At 67.9% G+C, this 18,259-nt stretch carries 19 protein-coding genes; 9 read left to right on the top strand and 10 right to left on the bottom strand.

Going from position 1 to position 18,259, the window contains the following annotated elements:
- On the top strand, positions 1 to 1,116 hold the full coding sequence (locus DR843_RS03690; protein WP_109684159.1) for a citrate synthase: 1,116 nt from the start codon (positions 1 to 3) through the stop codon (positions 1,114 to 1,116).
- On the opposite strand, the gene DR843_RS03685 is transcribed toward DR843_RS03690, so the two are convergent.
- Positions 1,074 to 2,234 (bottom strand): citrate/2-methylcitrate synthase, encoded by a 1,161-nt coding sequence (locus DR843_RS03685; protein WP_109688389.1) that lies wholly within the window; start codon positions 2,232 to 2,234, stop codon positions 1,074 to 1,076. The two genes, DR843_RS03690 and DR843_RS03685, sit on opposite strands and share 43 nt — an antisense overlap.
- Before the next feature lie 53 nt (positions 2,235 to 2,287).
- Positions 2,288 to 2,944: a SatD family protein gene (locus tag DR843_RS03680; RefSeq protein WP_109684158.1), complete on the bottom strand. Its 657-nt coding sequence runs from the start codon at positions 2,942 to 2,944 to the stop codon at positions 2,288 to 2,290.
- Between the two features lie 58 nt (positions 2,945 to 3,002).
- On the opposite strand from DR843_RS03680, the gene DR843_RS03675 reads away from it, so the two are divergent.
- Complete coding sequence (locus DR843_RS03675) at positions 3,003 to 3,986, top strand: endonuclease/exonuclease/phosphatase family protein (RefSeq protein WP_109684157.1); 984 nt, start codon at positions 3,003 to 3,005, stop codon at positions 3,984 to 3,986.
- Positions 3,983 to 4,729 carry a hypothetical protein gene (locus DR843_RS03670; protein ID WP_109684156.1) on the top strand — a complete coding sequence of 249 codons (747 nt, stop codon included), beginning with the start codon at positions 3,983 to 3,985 and terminating at the stop codon, positions 4,727 to 4,729. Before DR843_RS03675 ends, DR843_RS03670 begins: the two co-directional genes overlap by 4 nt.
- 24 nt (positions 4,730 to 4,753) lie before the next feature.
- Here DR843_RS03670 and DR843_RS03665 read toward each other — a convergent pair whose 3' ends face one another.
- Both DR843_RS03665 and dapA read right to left on the bottom strand, forming a co-directional pair.
- Complete coding sequence (locus DR843_RS03665; protein WP_109684155.1) at positions 4,754 to 6,436, bottom strand: ribonuclease J; 1,683 nt, start codon at positions 6,434 to 6,436, stop codon at positions 4,754 to 4,756.
- Positions 6,437 to 6,473: 37 nt separating this feature from the next.
- The gene (dapA, locus tag DR843_RS03660) at positions 6,474 to 7,361 is read right to left on the bottom strand and encodes a 4-hydroxy-tetrahydrodipicolinate synthase (RefSeq protein ID WP_109684154.1); all 888 of its coding nucleotides are present in this window, start codon (positions 7,359 to 7,361) and stop codon (positions 6,474 to 6,476) included.
- A gap of 369 nt (positions 7,362 to 7,730) precedes the next feature.
- On the opposite strand from dapA, the gene DR843_RS03655 reads away from it, so the two are divergent.
- From DR843_RS03655 to DR843_RS03645, 3 genes are read left to right on the top strand one after another with little or no spacing between them, the layout of a single operon-like run.
- Positions 7,731 to 8,543 carry a thymidylate synthase gene (locus DR843_RS03655; protein WP_109684153.1) on the top strand — a complete coding sequence of 271 codons (813 nt, stop codon included), beginning with the start codon at positions 7,731 to 7,733 and terminating at the stop codon, positions 8,541 to 8,543.
- Positions 8,543 to 9,475, top strand: a complete 933-nt coding sequence (locus DR843_RS03650) for a dihydrofolate reductase (protein WP_109684152.1) — start codon at positions 8,543 to 8,545, stop codon at positions 9,473 to 9,475. The genes DR843_RS03655 and DR843_RS03650 overlap by 1 nt, the downstream gene beginning before the upstream one ends.
- On the top strand, positions 9,475 to 9,999 hold the full coding sequence (locus DR843_RS03645) for a GNAT family N-acetyltransferase (RefSeq protein ID WP_109684151.1): 525 nt from the start codon (positions 9,475 to 9,477) through the stop codon (positions 9,997 to 9,999). The genes DR843_RS03650 and DR843_RS03645 overlap by 1 nt, the downstream gene beginning before the upstream one ends.
- A gap of 84 nt (positions 10,000 to 10,083) precedes the next feature.
- Here DR843_RS03645 and DR843_RS03640 read toward each other — a convergent pair whose 3' ends face one another.
- The 3 genes from DR843_RS03640 to dapB are packed head-to-tail and all read right to left on the bottom strand — an operon-like array spanning position 10,084 to position 11,918.
- Positions 10,084 to 10,764, bottom strand: a complete 681-nt coding sequence (locus DR843_RS03640) for a type 1 glutamine amidotransferase (RefSeq protein ID WP_109684150.1) — start codon at positions 10,762 to 10,764, stop codon at positions 10,084 to 10,086.
- Positions 10,761 to 11,171, bottom strand: a complete 411-nt coding sequence (locus DR843_RS03635; RefSeq protein WP_109684149.1) for an MmcQ/YjbR family DNA-binding protein — start codon at positions 11,169 to 11,171, stop codon at positions 10,761 to 10,763. The genes DR843_RS03640 and DR843_RS03635 overlap by 4 nt, the downstream gene beginning before the upstream one ends.
- Before the next feature lie 3 nt (positions 11,172 to 11,174).
- Positions 11,175 to 11,918 carry a 4-hydroxy-tetrahydrodipicolinate reductase gene (dapB, locus tag DR843_RS03630; protein WP_245933970.1) on the bottom strand — a complete coding sequence of 248 codons (744 nt, stop codon included), beginning with the start codon at positions 11,916 to 11,918 and terminating at the stop codon, positions 11,175 to 11,177.
- A gap of 140 nt (positions 11,919 to 12,058) precedes the next feature.
- On the opposite strand from dapB, the gene DR843_RS03625 reads away from it, so the two are divergent.
- Positions 12,059 to 13,855, top strand: coding sequence for an MFS transporter (locus tag DR843_RS03625; protein WP_170119735.1), 1,797 nt, complete (start codon positions 12,059 to 12,061; stop codon positions 13,853 to 13,855).
- Positions 13,856 to 13,866: 11 nt separating this feature from the next.
- A complete protein-coding gene (locus tag DR843_RS03620) occupies positions 13,867 to 14,778 on the top strand; it encodes a cytochrome c oxidase assembly protein (protein WP_146202473.1) in 912 nt (303 codons plus the stop codon).
- Here DR843_RS03620 and DR843_RS03615 read toward each other — a convergent pair.
- The 3 genes from DR843_RS03615 to DR843_RS03605 are packed head-to-tail and all read right to left on the bottom strand — an operon-like array spanning position 14,765 to position 17,117.
- Positions 14,765 to 15,496, bottom strand: a complete 732-nt coding sequence (locus DR843_RS03615) for a glutamine amidotransferase (RefSeq protein WP_109684146.1) — start codon at positions 15,494 to 15,496, stop codon at positions 14,765 to 14,767. The genes DR843_RS03620 and DR843_RS03615 overlap by 14 nt on opposite strands.
- A complete protein-coding gene (locus DR843_RS03610) occupies positions 15,493 to 16,170 on the bottom strand; it encodes a sirohydrochlorin chelatase (protein ID WP_109684145.1) in 678 nt (225 codons plus the stop codon). Before DR843_RS03610 ends, DR843_RS03615 begins: the two co-directional genes overlap by 4 nt.
- Entirely contained in the window at positions 16,167 to 17,117 is a 951-nt protein-coding gene (locus DR843_RS03605; protein WP_146202472.1) for a methyltransferase domain-containing protein, read from the bottom strand. Before DR843_RS03605 ends, DR843_RS03610 begins: the two co-directional genes overlap by 4 nt.
- A 36-nt stretch (positions 17,118 to 17,153) precedes the next feature.
- On the opposite strand from DR843_RS03605, the gene DR843_RS03600 reads away from it, so the two are divergent.
- Entirely contained in the window at positions 17,154 to 18,191 is a 1,038-nt protein-coding gene (locus DR843_RS03600) for a VanZ family protein (protein ID WP_109684143.1), read from the top strand.
- Positions 18,192 to 18,259 lie beyond the last annotated feature (68 nt).

The following is an 18,259-nucleotide window of genomic DNA, read 5'->3' as shown; positions in this document are numbered from 1 at the left end:
ATGACCGACACCGTTGACACCCAGCAGGCTGCCGACCTGCTGGGTGTTCAAGTGTCGACGATCTACGCCTATGTCAGCCGGGGCATCCTGTCACCGCTACCGGGTGCGGCTCGTTCCCGCGGATCACGATTCGACCGCTCCGCGGTGCTCGCGTTGGTGCAGCGCCGGAAGCGGACCCGTGCGGGCACATTCGAGGTTTCGATCCAGACCTCAATCACCCGGATCGATCCGGCCGGCCGGTTGTTCTACCGGGGGCACGACGCCGAGCAGCTGGCGGCAACTTCGCACTTCGAAGACGTTGCCGAACTGCTCTGGGGCACCGACGGTTGCTCAGTCTGGCCCGACGCGCCGGATGCTGTGGATCCACGCACGATGCTCCCCGGCGATCGGATCCGAGCGGCGATCCTTGCTTCGGGCGTCGGCCGCAATGACGACTTCCCCACGGCGGCAAGGCGTTCCATCTGCGCTGCCGTGGCGTCGCTCCCGACGGTCGGCGCCGACAGCACAGGTTCGATCGCGCAGCGGTTGTGGCCGAAACTGACTGCGCAGCAAGCAGATCGGGAGCGCCTGCAGGCGCTCGAAGCGGCGCTGGTCCTGCTGGCCGATCACGAGCTGGCCACCTCCACCGTGGTTGCCCGCGCGACCGCCGGAACCCGGGCCGACCCGTACCACGTGCTACTGGCCGGCGCCGCCGCCCTCGCAGGACCCGCGCATGGTGCAGCGTCCGGCGCGGCGTACGACGCCTTGACCGGATCAGCTGAATTACACCAGGTGCCAGCCGGGTTCGGTCACCTCGTGTATCGCGACACCGATCCCCGGTTCGATGCGCTGATCGCTCGGATCGAGCCCTGGGCACCGCAGGTGGTGCGGCGGGTCGACGACCTGACCATCGCCGTACGCCGAGCACACGGCGCGGCGCCGAACGTAGACCTGGCGCTGGCAGCACTGAGCGTCGCTGCGGATGCGCAGCGCTGGGCCGGAGAGGTGATCTTCCTGATCGCTCGCATGGCGGGACTTGCCGCCCACGGAATGGAGGAACTGGGTCAGCCGCTGCGCTTCCGGCCCCAGGCGGACTACGTCGGCGGCACCGGCACGGGCGCAGCCGGACCCACGTAGCGCGATGCGGGCCGGATGATCTTGGTGTCGGCGGCCTGTTCGAGGATGTGGGCCGTCCATCCGACGACCCGGCTGACGGCGAACGTCGGGGTGAACAGAACCCTGTCCAAGCCGCAGGCGTCCATCACGACGCCCGCGTAGTACTCGACGTTGGCCCGCAGCATCCGGCCCGGCTTGGCCTCATCCAGGACTGCGACGACCTCCTGCTCGGCAGCGATCGCGAGTTGCGCTGTGTCGCCGCCCAATTCGGCCGCTGTCTCTCGCAGGAGCTCCGAGCGGGGATCCAGCCCTCGGTAGATCGCGTGACCGAACCCCATCACCCGGTCCCCCGCTGCCAGCTGCGCCCTCGCCCAGTCCCCGGCCCGGTCGATCGTGCCGATCGCATCCAAGGCGTCGAGCGCTCGGCTGGGCGCGCCACCGTGCAGTGGGCCGGACAGCGACCCAAGCGCGGCAACGACACAGGCCGTCAAGTCAGCACCGGTGGAGGCGACGGTGCGTGCAGTGAACGTCGAATTGTTGAACCCGTGGTCGATGGTCAGGATCAGGTAGCGACTCAGTGCACGCACCTGGTCGGGCCTCGGGTCCTGTCCGGTGACCAGCCACAGATAGTTGCCGACGTACCCCAACTCCGGTCGCGGATCGCGAGGTTGCTCCCCGCGGGCGATGGCGTGACACGCAGCCACCAGCCAGGGCACGCTGGCCGCGACGTGCAGTGCGGCCGCCTCCCGCTGCGCTGCAGCCAGATCCCACAACGGGCGATCGTGGGTCAGCGCACCCAACGCAGACAACGCCGTGCGCAGGTCAGCCAGTGGCGCGCCGGAGGAGCTGGCCTGCATCGTCGCCAGGAGCGAATCACGCACGGCTGCAGGGATATGCGCTGCTGCACGAATCGTGTCGTGCCACTGGTCGACCTCGTGTTGCGTCTCCGGCAGGCTGCCGCGCAGGACCAGATGCCAGGCGTCCTCGAAGGTGCGGTGCCGCGCAACCTGGGTGGCGTCGTACTGGCGATAGTGGAAGAAGCCCTCCTGCCCGCGGACGTCACCGATTGCGGTGTCGGCGACGATCAGGCCGGCCAGTCCTCGAGGCGCCCGCGGCGCCGTGTGCGTGTCGATGCTCATGTCGATCAGCCTCCGCGCCGACATCAGCACCGCCAATGTTGACGGCGTCAACCTCAGATCCGGCGCAACAACAGCGCGTCGCGCACGATCGCGTCGAGGCCGTCCCGGTACGCGCGCTGGCTGACGGCGGAGGCGGAAATCCCCTCCGCTTCAGCGATGTCCCGCTTGCTCTCCTGTCGCAGCAATCGGTGCAGGATGCGGACGGAACGGTTGTCGAGCCGGGCCAACAGGTGATCGCGGGTCGTCAGCGCGGCGTTGACGGCATCCTGCAACTGCTCCCGATCAGCACCGAGGCGGGCGATGGTGCGGACGCTGCGCGTCGAAGGTGCGTCGGCCAACTGTTCGGCCTCTTCGATCGCATCCCGGGCCGACCACCAGCCGGGGCCGTCCTGGACGCCGGTACGCCGATCGAGCACCTGGACGCTGCCCCACCCGATCCCGCAGCGCAGGTCCGCCTCCGGCTGCCCGATCAGCAACTGCGTGCGGATGAGCAACGAGGCGTGCAGAGCGGCACCGATGGTGCCGAAACCGCCCTGGAACTCATCGCCGACGGTGATGTGCAGTGGCGCCGTCGCCACCAGATCCTGGCTAAGCGCGTCGGCGCCGGACGCGAGCGCACTGATGAGACGATCGTGCAGACCGCGACGGTCGGTGACACCGCGGGACGCCACGAGATCGCCGATCAGGGTCGCTACCAATGCTTCGGCCATGGATGAAGGATATGTCTTCACTTTTGATAAATGAAGCTTTTTGCTTCACTTTCGCCGAATGAAGCTCGTCGCTCGGCTGGTCGGGGTACTCGGGTGGCTGGTCCTCGCGCTCACTGCCGCGGCATTGGCCACCCGCTGGGTCGATGTCGCCACGTGGCGGGTCCCTGTCGTCCAGGCTGCTTTCCCGATCGTGGGATGCGTTGCCGTGGCGTTGCTGGTCCTGGCTCTCGCGGTGGCGGCCATGACCGGGCGCCGGCGGTTCGCGGCCGCCGCTGCCATCGTGGCGGCGCTCCCCCTCGCCCTTGCCTTCGGGGCCGTCCGATCGACGACGGCACCCGCAGCGGATTCCGACGAGATCGTCATGGTCTCCAACCTGCGAGCCGGCGGCGCAGATCCAGCCACCCTGGTCGGTCTGATCAAGCAGCACCACGTCGACACCCTGGTCCTGACCGAAGTGACCGCGGATGGCTTGGCCGGGCTGGACCGGGCAGGCCTGGCCCAGCTCCTACCGCACCGCGAGGGCCGCACCGCCTACCCCTACGCGGGCACGATGGTGCTCAGCCGCCACCCCCTGATCCTGCGCGGGCTCGGCGCTGACGGCGGCGGCTTTTACCAACCGATCGTGATGGTCCAGGCGACCCACCGGTACCTGCTGCACGCCGTCCACACGTACGCGCCGATCGGTAGGAACGCCTCCCTGTGGCGAGAGCAGTTGCGGGCACTGCAAGACTGGCGCGAGGCGCAGCCAACGACCGAAACCGTCGTGATGGCAGGTGATTTCAACGCCTCCAGCGCGATGCCGGGATTCCGCGACATCGCCGAGACCATGACCGACAGTCTGCGTGCCACCGGTGCCGGCTGGGTTCGCACCTGGCCCAACGAGTCCCGGATCCCGCCGTTCGTCCAGCTGGACCACATCCTCGCGCGGGTACCCGGCCGCCCCGACCCGGTCGTCGCATCCGGGATCGACAAGGTTGCGAACACCGATCACTTCGCGGTGTGGGCGAGGTTGTCGGTGCTACCTGCCACGATCAGTTCGTGACCAGTTTCGCCATCACCCTGATTGCGATCGGCATTGCGGATCTGACCCGCGGCGCCGGTCCGATGCGGGGTGCGCGACTCCTGGTCGGCCCGGTGGTGGTCCTGGTCCTGGGTGTTCTGACCGCCGCGCACGGCGCCTCGATCCCGTTGCTGATCGTGGGCGGGTTGACCTGCGTGGCGTGGCAGGTGCTGTCCAGTCCCGGGGATTCGGGTACGCCGCACCCCGCCTTCGCGTTCACCGCGCTTGCGTTCGGGTTGGCAGTGCTCCTGTTGTGCTGGAACGCCGGCCCGCCGGTCGGCGGCCTGCTGTCGCACTGGGCGCAACACGCCGCGATTCCTGGGTTGGACCGGGTCGGCGTCGACGGTGCGGCCCTGATTCTGGGCTTGTTCCTCATGCAACTGGGCACCGGCAACGTCATCGTGCGCCTCATTCTCCGGGCGACCGGTGCGATCCGACCGTCCGGGCAGCCCCAGCCATCGGACACGCTGCGCGGCGGGCGGTTGCTCGGACCGTTGGAGCGCGTCTTCATCCTCGGGCTGGCATTGGCCGGTCAGGTGACGGCGGCCGGGATCGTCATCGCCGCCAAGGGTCTGCTGCGCTTCCCCGAGTTGACGGTTCGCCGGGATCGCACCGAGACCCAAGGCGTCGGCATCGATGCGGTGACCGAGTATTTCCTGGTCGGCAGCTTCGTCAGCTGGCTGGTCGCGCTCAGCTGCGTGGCCGCTGCCCACCTGCTGGTGTAGCGGCTGCCTATGTAGGGGTCGGACTTACGCGTCGATGACGATCGGGATGATCATCGGCCGGCGGCGCAGTTTGCCCCCGACGAAGCCACCCACCGTGCGCCGGATGATCTGCTGCAACTGGTAGGTGTCCGAGATGCCCTTGGCCCGGGCTTCCTCCAGCGCCTGCTCGACCTTGGGTCGCACTTTGTCGAAGACCGCCTCGTCCTCGGCGAACCCGCGGGTCTGGATCTCCGGACCGGCCGCGATCTTGCCCGAGGCCGCGTCGCGCACCACGATGATCGTCACGAAACCCTCATCGCGCAGGATCCGGCGATCCTTCAGCAAGGTCTCGTCCGTCGTACCCACCAGGGAGCCGTCGACATAGACGTAGCCGCACGGCACGGCGCCGGTGATGGCCGCCTTGCCGCGGACCAGGTCCACCACGACGCCGTTCTCGGCGAGCAGAACCTGCTCGCGCGGGACCCCGGTCGCCACGGCCAACTCGCCGTTGGCCTCCAGGTGTCGCCACTCGCCGTGGATCGGCAGGACGTTCTTGGGTTTGACGATGTTGTAGCAGTAGAGCAACTCCCCCGCCGAGGCGTGTCCAGAGACGTGCACCAGCGCGTTGCCCTTGTGCACGACCTTGGCACCCAGGCGCATCAGGCCGTTGATCACCCGGTAGACGGCGTTCTCGTTGCCGGGGATGAGGGAGGACGCCATCAGCACCGTGTCCCCGGGGCCGACGTCGATGTTGTGATCCCGGTTGGCCATCCGCGACAGCGCCGCCATCGGCTCCCCCTGGGAACCGGTGCAGATCAGCACGATCTTGTCGTCCTCGAGCTTGTCCAGCTTCTTGGCGTCGACGAGCACCCCGTCCGGCACGTGCAGATAGCCCAGATCCGCGGCGATACCCATGTTGCGCACCATCGACCGGCCGACCATGGCGACCTTGCGGCCGTGCTTCTGCGCCGCGTCCAGCACCTGCTGCACGCGGTGCACGTGGGAGGAGAAGCAGGCCACGATGATGCGGCGTTCAGCCTGCTGGAAAACCTGCTCGATCGCCGGGGTGATGCTCTTCTCCGGCGTGGTGAATCCCGGCACCTCGGCGTTGGTGGAGTCGGTCAGGAAGAGGTCAACGCCTTCCTCGCCCATCCGCGCGAACGCGCGCAGGTCGGTGATCCGACCGTCCAGCGGCAACTGGTCCATCTTGAAGTCGCCCGTGCACAGCAGTGTCCCGCCAGGCGTGCGGATGAACACCGCGAGCGCGTCGGGGATCGAGTGGTTGACGGCGACGAACTCGCAGTCGAAGTTGCCCAGCTTCTCGCGTTGCCCCTCGCGCACGCCCATGGTGTACGGCGTGATCCGGTGTTCCTTGAGCTTGGCCTCCACGAGGGCGAGGGTGAGCGTCGATCCGATCAACGGGATGTCCGGTTTGAGCCGCAGCAGATAGGGCACCGCACCGATGTGGTCCTCATGCCCGTGGGTGAGGACGATCGCCTCGATGTCGTCCAGGCGCCCTTCGATGTATTCGAAGTCCGGCAGGATCAGGTCGACGCCCGGGTGGTCCTCGGGGAACAGCACGCCACAGTCGACGATCAGCAGCCGACCGTCGTACTCGACGACGGTCATGTTGCGTCCCACTTCGCCCAGGCCACCGAGGGCAACCACCCGCACGCCGTCGCGGGGAAGTGGGGGTGGCAGGGTCAGTTCGGGGTGCGGATGACTCACCGCTCTATCGTGCCCTATCCCGCGCCGGGCCCGACGGTCAGGACAGACCGGAGGCCGCGAGCGCCGCACGCAACAGGTCGTGCTGCTCGTCGGTGGCCGGCAGCAGCGGCAGCCGGCAGAAGTCGGAGTTGATCACGCCGAGCTGCTTCAGCGCAGCCTTGGCCATGATCGCGCCCTGGGTCACGGTCATGATCGCGTTCATCGCAGGGATCAGGGCGGTGTGGATGGCGCGCGCACTGGCCAGATCGCCGCGGTCGACCGCCTCGATCATCGCGCGGAACTGGTTGCCGGCGACGTGTCCGGTCACGGCCACATGTCCGACGGCACCGATCGCCAGCCACGGCAGCGCCAGCACGTCGTCGCCGGAGTACCACAGCAGGTCGGTCTCCGTCATCAACTGGCTGGCGGCGTAGAGGTCGGCTTTGGCGTCCTTGAGGGCTTTGACCTGCGGGATCTGCGCGAGCGCTTTGATCGTGTCGCTGGCCAGGGGGATGCCGGTGCGGCCGGGGATGTCGTAGAGCATGACGGGCACATCCGCGGCCTGCGCGATGGCGCGGACGTGCTCCACGATGCCGGCCTGCGGCGGTTTGTTGTAGTACGGCGTCACGACCAGGGCGTTGTGCGCGCCGGCGGCGACGAGGGCCTTGGCAGCGGCCACGGAGTGCCGGGTGTCGTTGGTGCCGACGCCGGCGGTGACGCGGACGCGGTCGCCGACGGCCTCCACGACCGCCCGGACGGTTTCCACGTTTTCTTCGTCCGTGGTGGTCGCCGACTCCCCCGTCGTGCCGTTCACCACCAGGCCGTCATGCCCGTTGTCGGCCAGGTAGCTGGCCAGCTTCTGCACTCCGTCGAGATCGAGGTCGCCATCATCGGTCATGGGCGTGACCATCGCGGTGATCATGCGCCCGAACGGAGTGTCAGTCATGACGTCAGATTAATCCTCGGGCGGGACTGCTCCGAGCGGCCGCAATCCGCGCCATCCCGCCGTTCTGGGGGTTTGCCGCAAGACGTGCGGAGTGGGTGCGCCCCGGGCAGGATCCTGCCGTGAGGGCGGCCTGAATTAGGAGAAAATCGATCACCGGCAGGTCGGATCCACCGGGAAGATGAAATCGCGTTGTCACCCGCTCGGGGGTCCGGGTGACAACGCGATCAACAGGTACATCGCTCGAGGGTCACTGAGTGTTACTCAAAGTTTCAAACAATTTGTTGCTCAGGGCCCGGATGCTGCCAGACACGTTCGGCCGCAGCCGCCCAGGCCGGTGATCTTGTCGGGCCGCGCCGCTAGGGTTGGGCCGTGCGGCAATACCTGGATCTGCTCAATCACGTGCTCGAACATGGCCAGGCCAAGGAGGACCGGACCGGCACCGGGACGCTGTCCACCTTCGGCTACCAGATGCGCTTCGACCTGGCGGAGGGGTTTCCGGCGCTGACGACCAAGAAGCTGCACCTGCGCTCGATCATCGGCGAGTTGTTGTGGTTCCTGCGCGGCGACACCAACGTGGCGTGGCTGCACGAGCGTGGCATCAGCATCTGGGATGAGTGGGCCGATGAGAACGGCGACCTGGGCCCGGTCTACGGCCACCAGTGGCGCTCCTGGCCGACCCCGTCGGGCGAAACGGTCGATCAGATTGCCAACGTCATCGACGCGATCCGCACCAACCCCGACTCCCGGCGGCTGATCGTCTCTGCCTGGAACGTCGCCGAGGTCGATGAGATGGCTCTGCCGCCGTGCCACACGATGTTCCAGTTCTACGTGTCCCCCGCCGATGCCCTCGGGCAGCGGCGGTTGTCCTGCCAGCTCTACCAACGCTCGGCGGACGTCTTCCTCGGCGTGCCGTTCAACATCGCCTCCTACGCCCTGCTGACGCACATGGTCGCCCAGGTGACCGGCCTGGTCCCCGGCGAATTCGTGCACACGCTGGGCGACGCGCATCTTTACAGCAACCACATCGAGCAGGCCCGGTTGCAGCTGACCCGCGACCCCGGGCCGCTGCCCACACTGCGACTCAATCCGGCCCGTCAGGCCATCGACGAGTTCGACCTGGCAGACATCACCTTGGAGGACTACGTCGCGGCCCCCACGATCAAGGCGCCGATCGCAGTCTGATGACGATCTCGTTGATTGCCGCCGTTGCTCGCAACGGCATCATCGGCCGCGCCGGTGGGATGCCCTGGAAGGTGCCCGGCGAGATGGCCCACTTCAAGAAGACCACCATGGGTTACCCGTTGGTGATGGGTCGCACCACCTTCGAGTCGGTGGGCGTCCTGCCCGGGCGGAAGATAGTGGTGCTGACCTCCGACCCGAAGTGGTCCGCACGGGGCGTCACCGTCGCCCACGGCATCGACGATGTCCTGCTGCTGAGCCAGGAGAAGGACCTCTTCATCGCCGGGGGCTCGAAGGTCTACGAGCAATTCCTCCCGTACGCCGATCGGCTGGTCCTGACCGACATCCCCTTCGACGCCGAGGGCGACACCTCCTTTCCCGGCTGGCCGATCGCCAAAGACCCGGTGTGGCAGCAGCTTTCGGAAGAGGAGCATCCGGGCTTCACCGTCCGGATCTACGAACGCACCCGTCCGCGCACCCAGGTGATCCGCTCGCCATGGGCCGCTTCCGGTGCGCAGAAGAAGGTCGGCGCCAGTTGCGCCATCATGCGCGACGGACGACTCCTGCTCACCCGCCGAGAAGACAACGGCCTGTGGTGCCTGCCCGGCGGTGGCGTCGAGGCCGGTGAGACGTGGGCACAAGCCGCGGCCCGGGAGGCTGCGGAGGAGACCGGTTTGCAGGTGCGGATCGATTCGGTGCTGGCGGTCTATGCCGACCCGGACGCGGTCATCGTCTACGCCGACGGTCGGCGCAACCAGGTCTTCGGGGTCTGCTTCCGGGCCAGCACGCAGGACGAGGCCGGATTGTCCGACGAAGTCACCCAGGTCGGCTGGTTCACCCGCTCGGAGACGTTGCGGCTGCCGATCGTGGTGACCCATCGTCCGTTGGTCGATGCTGCCTTCGAACCCGTCGACACCCCAACGGTGTTCACCTGATGGCTGACGCATCCGTCCGGCTGGCGGGATCCCAGGACGCCGACGCGATCGGTGCGGCTCAGGCGGATCTATTCCGATCGGCGTACGGCGAGGTGTTGGCTCCCGAGGTGCTGGCGGCGATGACACCCGAGGCGTTCGCCGACGGCTGGCGAGCCTCCCTGGTGAGTCCACCGAGTAACGAACACTTCCTGCTGCTGGCCTCTGACGAGCAGGCCCAGGTGGTCGGGCTGGCTGCGGTGGTACCCAGCAGTGAGCACGGCGTCGCCGAGCTGAGCCTCTTCGGGGTGCGACCGGCATCCCGTGAACAGGGCCACGGCTCAAGGCTGTTGAACGCCGTGGCCGATCTGTTGAAGGAAGGTCATGCCACCGCGGTGCAGGTGTGGATCCCGGCGACGGACGAGCAGTTGCGCGCGTTCCTGACCGCGGCGGGGCTGGCTCCGGATGGCGCGTGGCGCGATCGTGAGGTCGACGCCGACGGGCGCACGATGCGCGAGGTGCGTCTTACCGCGACCCTCGGCGACTGACGGATTCCCCCGGACTTTTGCAGCGCAACTCACCCTCGCGCAGCGGTTCCAGGTGAGTTGCGCTGCAAAAATGGTGGGGCGGGGTCACGAGCGCAGGGCCGCGAACCGGGCAAACCACGCAGACCACGTCTGCTCGAGTTCGGTTGCTGCACTAGCAGCTTCGGCGCGCACGCGTTCCGGGTCGAAGCCACGCGCCCGGATCGACTCATCCGACCAGGTCTGCACCCGCCCACCTGAAGCCTCGGGGTGGAACTGCACACCCCACGCCGCTGGGCCGACGCGGAAGCCCTGGTGCGGCACCCGCTGCGAGGACATCAGCCACACCGCATCCGGCGGCAGCGCCGTGATCTGGTCCTGGTGACTCTCCACGGCCCGCACCTGCCCCGGCAGTCCGGCGAAGACCGGGTCGCTGGCGGCTGCGGGACTGACCCGAAGCTGCGTGACCCCCTTCTCCGGCAGCCCGTACGCCGACCTGACCTCGCCGCCGCAGGTGTGCGCCAGCAGCTGCGCGCCCAGGCAGATCCCGAGCAACGGCGTCTGCGAGTCCACCGCATCGGCGATCAACGCCCGTTCGGCCGGTAGCCACGGCGCCTGCTCGTCGGCATCCGGCATGAACCCGCCGCCAAGCAGCACGAAACCGTCGAAATCCGTTGCAGCCGGGAGGTTTTCGCCGGCGTGCGCCCGCACGACCGTGGCCGTGGGCAGCCAGTCGGTGAGCCGACCAGGTCCGCTATCCGGGTCGTTCTCGATCAGCGCCAGTCTCACGCGTCGAACCCGTGCTCGCTCAGCCACGCCGTGGAGACCTTCTTCGGCACCCGCAGGATCCACCCGTCGAGCAACACTTCCTCCAGCCGCTCGGGGGCAATCCGGTCCAGCACGAGCAGGACCGAGGGCCAGGACCGGAAGTGCGGGATCGTGAAGAAGACCTCCGGGTCCTCGTCGATCAGTGCGGCCCGCTCGTCCAGAGAGGCGACCCGTGCGGCGATCACCGTGCCGTCGGGCCACACCTGTCCGAGTTCGGCCAACTGGTCCAGGTCGGACTGGTTGGCCTCGCGCACCCAGGCGATCTGTCCCGCCTTGGTCCGCCAGCACAGAGCGCCCCAGCCGTTCTCGATTTCGGTGACGCCGGGCAGGTCAGCCAGCACGCGGCGTACGTCATCGAGGGTGGCCATGACTCAGATGTCCAGGTACTGCTCGAGTCCGACGGTCAGACCCGGATGGTCGGCGACGGCGCGGACGCCGGCCAGGATCCCGGGCATGAACGACTCGCGATCGAAGGAGTCGTGCCGGATGGTCAACGCCTCCCCCGGCCCGCCGAAGAGGATCTCCTCGTGGGCGACCCGGCCCCGCAGTCGTACGGCGTGCACCGGGATGCCGTCGACGCGGGCACCTCGGGCGCCCAGTGGGTCCGAGGTCGTGGCATCGGGTACGTCGCCCAACCCGGCCTCCGCGCGAGCCGCCGCCAGCACGCGGGCGGTGCGGACCGCCGTACCCGATGGTGCGTCCACCTTGTCCGGGTGGTGCTGCTCGATGACCTCGACCGACTCGTAGTACGGGGCCGCCTTGCGCGCGAACTCCAGCGCGAGCAGCGCACCGATCGCGAAGTTGGGGGCGATCAACACACCGACCGACGGGTGCTGCTCCAACTGGGCTTGCACGGCGGCCAGGCGCTCGTCGGTCCACCCGGTGGTCCCGACCACACAGTGCACGCCCCGCTCGATGCAGTGCGCGACGTTATCGGGCGCCGCATCCGGCACCGAAAGGATCACGGCCACCTGCGCTCCGCCGAGGTCACCCAGGTTGTCGTCCTTGTCGAGGGCACCAGCCAGTTCCAGATCACCGGCCGAGCCCACCGCCCCGACGGCCTGGGTACCCATCCGGCCCTGTGCGCCGATCACGGCAACTTTGGTCTTCGTCACAGGCGCCAGCCTACGGGGGGCGGGTTGCCCCGTGCGGACCATAGGTTCTATATTGATTACCTAAGCTAACTTTCTCGCGGAGGGACACCGGCGTCCCGCGCACGACACGTAACCGACGAATCAAACGACAAGAGACATCTGTGAGCGCCGTTCCCCCTGAATCCGTCACCGAGCCCGGCGAGACCGCCACCGACGCGCAGCAGCGCGTCCGTCGGCGCCGCTACGAGGCCGGCCACCCGCGGTACAAGTGGATCGCCCTGTCAAACACGACCCTGGGCATCCTGATGGCCACGATCAACTCCTCGATCGTGATCATCTCGCTGCCGGCGATCTTCCGCGGCATCAACCTCAACCCCCTCGACCAGGGCAACGTCAGCTATCTGCTGTGGATGCTGATGGGCTTCCTGGTCGTCTCCGCAGTCCTGGTGGTCACCCTCGGACGCCTCGGCGACATGTACGGCCGGGTGAAGATCTACAACCTCGGCTTCGTCGTCTTCACCGTCGCGTCCCTGGCGCTGTTCCTGTGTCCCTTCGACGGCAGCGCCGGAGCGCTGTGGCTGATCTTCGGGCGCATCATCCAGGGCATCGGCGGCGCCATGCTGATGGCCAACTCCGCAGCGATCCTGACCGACGCCTTCCCCGCCCACCAGCGCGGCATGGCTCTCGGCATCAACCAGGTCTCGGCGATCGCCGGATCCTTCCTCGGCCTGATCATCGGCGGTGTCCTGTCCGAATGGCACTGGCGCGCCATCTTCCTGGTCAGCGTGCCGATCGGCATCATCGGCACCATCTGGGCCTACACCTCGCTGCACGAGTTGGGCACCACCCGCCGCGGCAAGCTGGACATCCCCGGCAACCTGACCTTCGGTATCGGCCTGACCGCGATCCTGGTCGCGATCACCTACGGCATCCAGCCCTACGGCGGGCACCTCATGGGCTGGACCAACCCGTGGGTGCTGACCGGGCTGATCGGCGGCGCGCTGCTGCTGGTGGCGTTCTGCATCATCGAGTCCAAGAGCAGCGACCCGATGTTCTCGATGTCGCTGTTCAAGATCAAGGCGTTCAGCGCCGGCAACCTCGCCGGTCTGCTGGCCTCCATCGGCCGCGGCGGCATGCAGTTCATGTTGATCATCTGGCTGCAGGGCATCTGGCTGCCGCTGCATGGCTACGACTACGAGTCGACGCCGCTGTGGGCCGGAATCTACCTGCTGCCATTGACCGTTGGCTTCCTGATCGCCGGTCCGGCCTCGGGCTTCCTGTCCGACCGGTTCGGCGCCCGGGCGTTCGCCAGCGGCGGTCTGCTGCTGAACGCGGTGACCTTCATCGGCCTGATCCTGATCCCGGTGAACTTCTCCTACCCGGTGTTCGCGCTGCTGCTGTTCCTCAACGGCATCGGCTCGGGGATGTTCTCCGCGCCCAACACGACCGCGATCATGAACAGCGTCCCGGCCAACCAGCGCGGTGTGGCCTCCGGGATGCGGGCCACGTTCTTCAACGCCGGCACGTCCCTGTCGATCGGCATCTTCTTCTCGCTGATGATCGTCGGCCTGTCCGGTTCGCTGCCCGATGCGATGCACTCCGGCCTGACCGGTCAGGGAGTGCCTGAAGCGATCGCCGCCGGCATCGCTGCCCTGCCCCCGGTGGCGATGCTGTTCGCCGCCTTCCTCGGCTACAACCCGATCGAGTCGCTGCTCGGCCCCACCGGCGTGCTGCACCAGTTGCCCGCTGGAAACGTCGACACCCTCACCGGCAAGGAGTTCTTCCCCCACCTGATGTCCGAGCCGTTCCACGACGGGCTGGTGGTCGTGTTCGTCGCGGCCGCGATCATGATGCTGGTCGCCGCCGGCGCCAGTCTGATGCGCGGCAAGAAGTACGTCCACGACGACTCGGCGCCGCAGGTGCCCTCGGCTGAGAAGGAATCCCAGCTGGCTGGGTGATAATCACCGCCGTGAACGCACCGGCCCCCTCCGCTTGGCTGACCTCCTGGTCGTTCGATGCGGTGGGGGCCGTCGGCGTCCTGCTGGCCATGCTCCTGACCATCACGTACGCCGCGGGCCTGGTGGGTGCCCACCGCGCCGGGACACCGTGGCCGGCCTGGCGCTCGGTCGCCTTTCTATTGCTCGGGGTCGGCAGTCTGCTCTACGCCACGTGTGGTCCGATCGGGGCGCTGCGACCCGAGTACCTGTGGATCTTTGCGTTGCACGTCGCGGTGCTGGGGACCCTCACCCCGGTTGCTCTGGCCCTCGGCGATCCGGTGCGGTTGCTCGACGTACAGCACCTTCTCACCGGGCGGTTCGCGCGGATCGTCACCTTCCCGCTGCTGGCGGTGATCGTCGATGCCGCAGGCATTCTCGCGGTCTTCCTGACCGGTTACGGACAGGCCGCCCTGGACTCCGGTGCGATCGGCATCGTGCTGGTGTTGCACATGCTGATCGTGGGGTTGGTCTTCTCGCTGCCGCTGCTCGAGGAGGGTGTGCTGCCCGGCTGGGCGACACCTCCGGTGCGCACGCTGATCGCGCTGGGCGACGGGCTGGTCGATGCCATCCCCGGCATCGTGGTGATGACGACGACCACGTTGTTGATGCCGCGCTTCCCCGGTTTCGCGCGAGCCGGCGCTGATCCGCATCTGCAGCAGAAGTGGGCCGGTGGAGCGTTGCTGGTGACCGCCGAATCGATCGGCTTGCCCATGATCGCAGTGCTATTCGCGCAGTGGATGCGCCACGACGAGCGGCAGGCGGCCCGGGTTGACCTGGTGCTCGATGCGACGCGGCCGGTCAGCGACGACCCGGATGAGCCCGAGACCGACCGGCCCTGGTGGTTGGACGACCCACGCTTCGCGCACCGCTTCAAGCGGGATTGAACCCTTCGGCGAAGGCGACGAAAGCCCGCAACGACTCCGGCGGATGCGTCACATCGGTCGCGCGGGCCAGCGCCATGATCGCGTCCGCCTCCTGCGGGTCGAAATAGCCGGCGTCCCGGTAGGTGGTCATCCGGATCAGCAGCCCATCGGCATCCAGTTCCGGGTGGAACTGTGTCGCGTAGGCCGCCGGGCCGATCCGCAGCGCCTGCACCGGCGCACCCGGTGAGGTGGCGAGGACAACCGCGTCCGCGGGCGGTGTGGACACGGCCTCCTTGTGTCCGACGATGGCGCTGAACACCTGCGGCAGGCCACCGAAGACGGGATCGGTCCGCCCGGCCGCGGTGAGGGTCACCGGCACGGCAGCTATCTGCTCGCCGTACTCATGGTCCACGATTCCGCCCTTGTGTCGAGCGATCAGACCCAGCCCATAGCAGGCGCCGAGCAGCGGAATGCGTTCTGCCAGAGCAACATCCACGACCCGGTTCAGGTCCTCCTCCGCACGCTGCTGCTGAGACGACTTGGCGGTGTCAGTCACGTTGAACGGGCTGCCGCCGATGATGATCCCGGCGTAATCGCGGGGATCCCCGGTGAAGGGTTCACGGTCGACGGCGTGCCGCTGCAGATCGGTCCCGAGACCGGTGAAGCGGGCGAAGGCGGCGTACTCGTCGTCCGCAGCGACCGGTTCGGGGCGTACGCCGAGTAACAGGAAGGGCTTCACCGGGACTCCTCGAACCGCCGGACGATCAACTCCGCCAACCGCGGGTCCGCGCCGAGCGGGGCCGTCACCACATCGGCGCCCGCTTGGTGCAGTTGGTCATGGAAGTACCCGGGAGCAAGCAGGTACGCCGCGATGACGACCCGCGGGTGGCCCTGACGGACGGCTTCGACCGCTTCGGGAACGGTCGGCCGGGCGGAGGCGCCGAAGCCGACCGTCACCTCTCGACCCAACCGCTCGGCCAACTCGCGGGCCGCCTGTTCGGGCGCATATCGCGCATCGGGTCGGCTCGAACCGGCTGCGGCGACCACCACCGCGTCATCGGGCTTCAGACCACCTGCGTCGATGCGCTCCGCGAGTATCTCCGACAACACCGGGTCGGGGCCCAGTGGCGCTGCGCTGCGGGCATTTTCGAATGGTACGACTGCGTCGGCGATGTCGACCTGGACGTGATAGCCCGTCGCGAGCAAGACCGGCACGACGACAACCTCGGGCGCAACGGGTGCCCACTCTGCCACCACGTCAACGACCGAAGGGCGCTGCACGTCGACGTACGCCAGCTCGACCTGCAGGTCCGGGCGGGCATCGCGCACCAGCACATGCAGCGTCGAAACGACCTGCTGGCCTTGCGGATTCGCGGTCCCGTGCGCGCACAGGATCAGCACCGGCCGGCTCATCGCCGCGGCTTCCGACTGCGGCGCAGCACATAGGCGGTCGGCGTGACGTTGTTGTAGCGCACGACTCGCTGCGTGACGACCTTCAGCCCGCGGGCCCGTTGCACCGCTTGCTCGAAGAACCGTTTGTCATCCGTGAGCAGCACGACCCGGCCGTCCACGCTGAGGACCCGTTCGACCTCGCGCAGGATCGCGGGATACAACACGCGGTTCTCCTGGTTCGAGCCGACCTTCTTCCCGAACGGCAGGTCGGAAATCACCCGGTCCACCGACAGATCAGGCAACTCGAGCGCGGTGGCGTCCCCTCGGCGTACGTCGATCCGGTCGGTCAGGTCACGGTCGGCGACGTTGGCGGTGGCGTCGGTGACTGCGGCGTTGTCCGAATCAATCGACCAGGCGTGCCCATCGGGCCGTTCGATGGCATCGACGATCGGGATGGTGGCCACTCCCCCACACGGATCCAGCAGCGTCATACCGGGCTTCAGTTTGGCCAGTCGTACCAACCCGGCCGCGACCGCCGGCGGTGTCGTCGCCGGGAGGCGGCGCATCCGACCGAAGCGCGCCGCCCAGGCCAGTGGGCCGATCTCGACCAGCTCGCGTTCTGGATCGAGGTTGACCTGCCAGTCACCCGGCCGGTTGACCCAGCCGGTCGCCGCCACAACCGTTTTGACCAATTCCTCGCGCAGCACCGGATCGCCGGCCTGCACCCGGAAGCCGAGGACATCTGGCACCAGGGGTGTGACCAGCGCCCGTAGGTCGGCGGGGTTACCGTCCCACGGCAGCGCGACCGTGTCGATCATCGTGTTCAGCACAGGCGGTAGTTGTTCGGCGGACACCTGGCCCGGACCCACCTGACGGGACCGCACGGCGTACTGCTCCATCAGGTCGCCGCGCACCAGATCCTCGAACCCCACCGCGCACGACAGCAGCACACGGGTGGCATCAGGCACCCGCCCAGCCTAAGCCCCCGCCGTAGACTCCCCGGCGTGCACGATCAAGCCGCGCTGGCCGCCATCGCCATCGCCCTGGGGGTCGTGGTCGCCGTGGGGCTGTTCGTGCCGTTCGTCTGGATCAGTTACCGCCGCGCCGGCACGCTGTCGGCAGGGACGCTGCTGACCTACATCGGGGTCCTGGTCTACTTCTTCGCGATCTGGGTCTTCACCCTGCTGCCGTTGCCGGATCCGGACACCCTGCAATGCGCCGGCCGCAATCTGCGGTTGACCCAGTTCGTTGAGGACATCCGCGGCGCGGTCGCCCTCGGGCACCCGCTGACCGATCCCGCTGTCCTGCAACTGGTCTTCAACGTCGCGTTGTTCGTTCCGCTCGGGTTCTTCGTGCGCTTCGTTGCCCGCCGCGGCGTGGTGGTCGCCTTCCTGGTGGGCCTGGGCACCTCGGTCTTCATCGAGTTCACCCAACGGACCGGGGTGTGGGGACTCTACCCGTGTGCGTACCGGGTGTTCGACGTCGACGACATGCTGACCAATACCACTGGGGCCCTGGTGGGTTCATTACTCGCGCTGCCGTGGCATCGTCGTCGTGTCGACCCTGCCGTGCTGCACGCGCCGCGACCCGTGACGCGTGGCCGCCGGTTCGTGGGCATGCTGTGCGATCTGCTCACGGTGACCGTGGTGAGCATCCTGCTGTCGGTGGGCACCCAGTTGGTGTTGCGCTACGTCCTGCATGATGAGCCGGCCGTCCGCTCCGGCGCTCTGGCCAAACAGGTCGGTGTCTGGGGGACGCTCGGGCTCACCGCGTTACTGGTCCTGGTCACCGGTCGCACCATGGGCGACTACGCCGTGGAAGTCAGATTCGGTCGCTCCGGTATCGGGCAACGGCTGATCCGCTTCCTCGGTGGCATCGGCGGATACCTTCTGCTGCAACTGCTTCCGGGCGGGCAGCTCGTGTCTGCCGTCTTCGCGGCGCTGGCTGCGGTGTGGGTGTGGCGCGCGGACCACAGCGGCCTACCCGGGATCGGCGGCCACCGCGTCCGCGACGCGCGACCCGTGCAACAAGACCCGCATTGAGCGGGGTTGTGTAGCGCAACGGCCCGGCTCCCCTCGCAGGGAACCGGGCCGATCGGCGTACGTCGATG

The sequence above is a fragment of the Branchiibius hedensis genome, from assembly GCF_900108585.1.
In the GTDB taxonomy this organism is placed as follows: domain Bacteria; phylum Actinomycetota; class Actinomycetes; order Actinomycetales; family Dermatophilaceae; genus Branchiibius; species Branchiibius hedensis.
The sequence above is the reverse complement of the archived record's forward strand: the minus strand, read 5'-3'. Positions and strand labels throughout refer to the sequence as shown.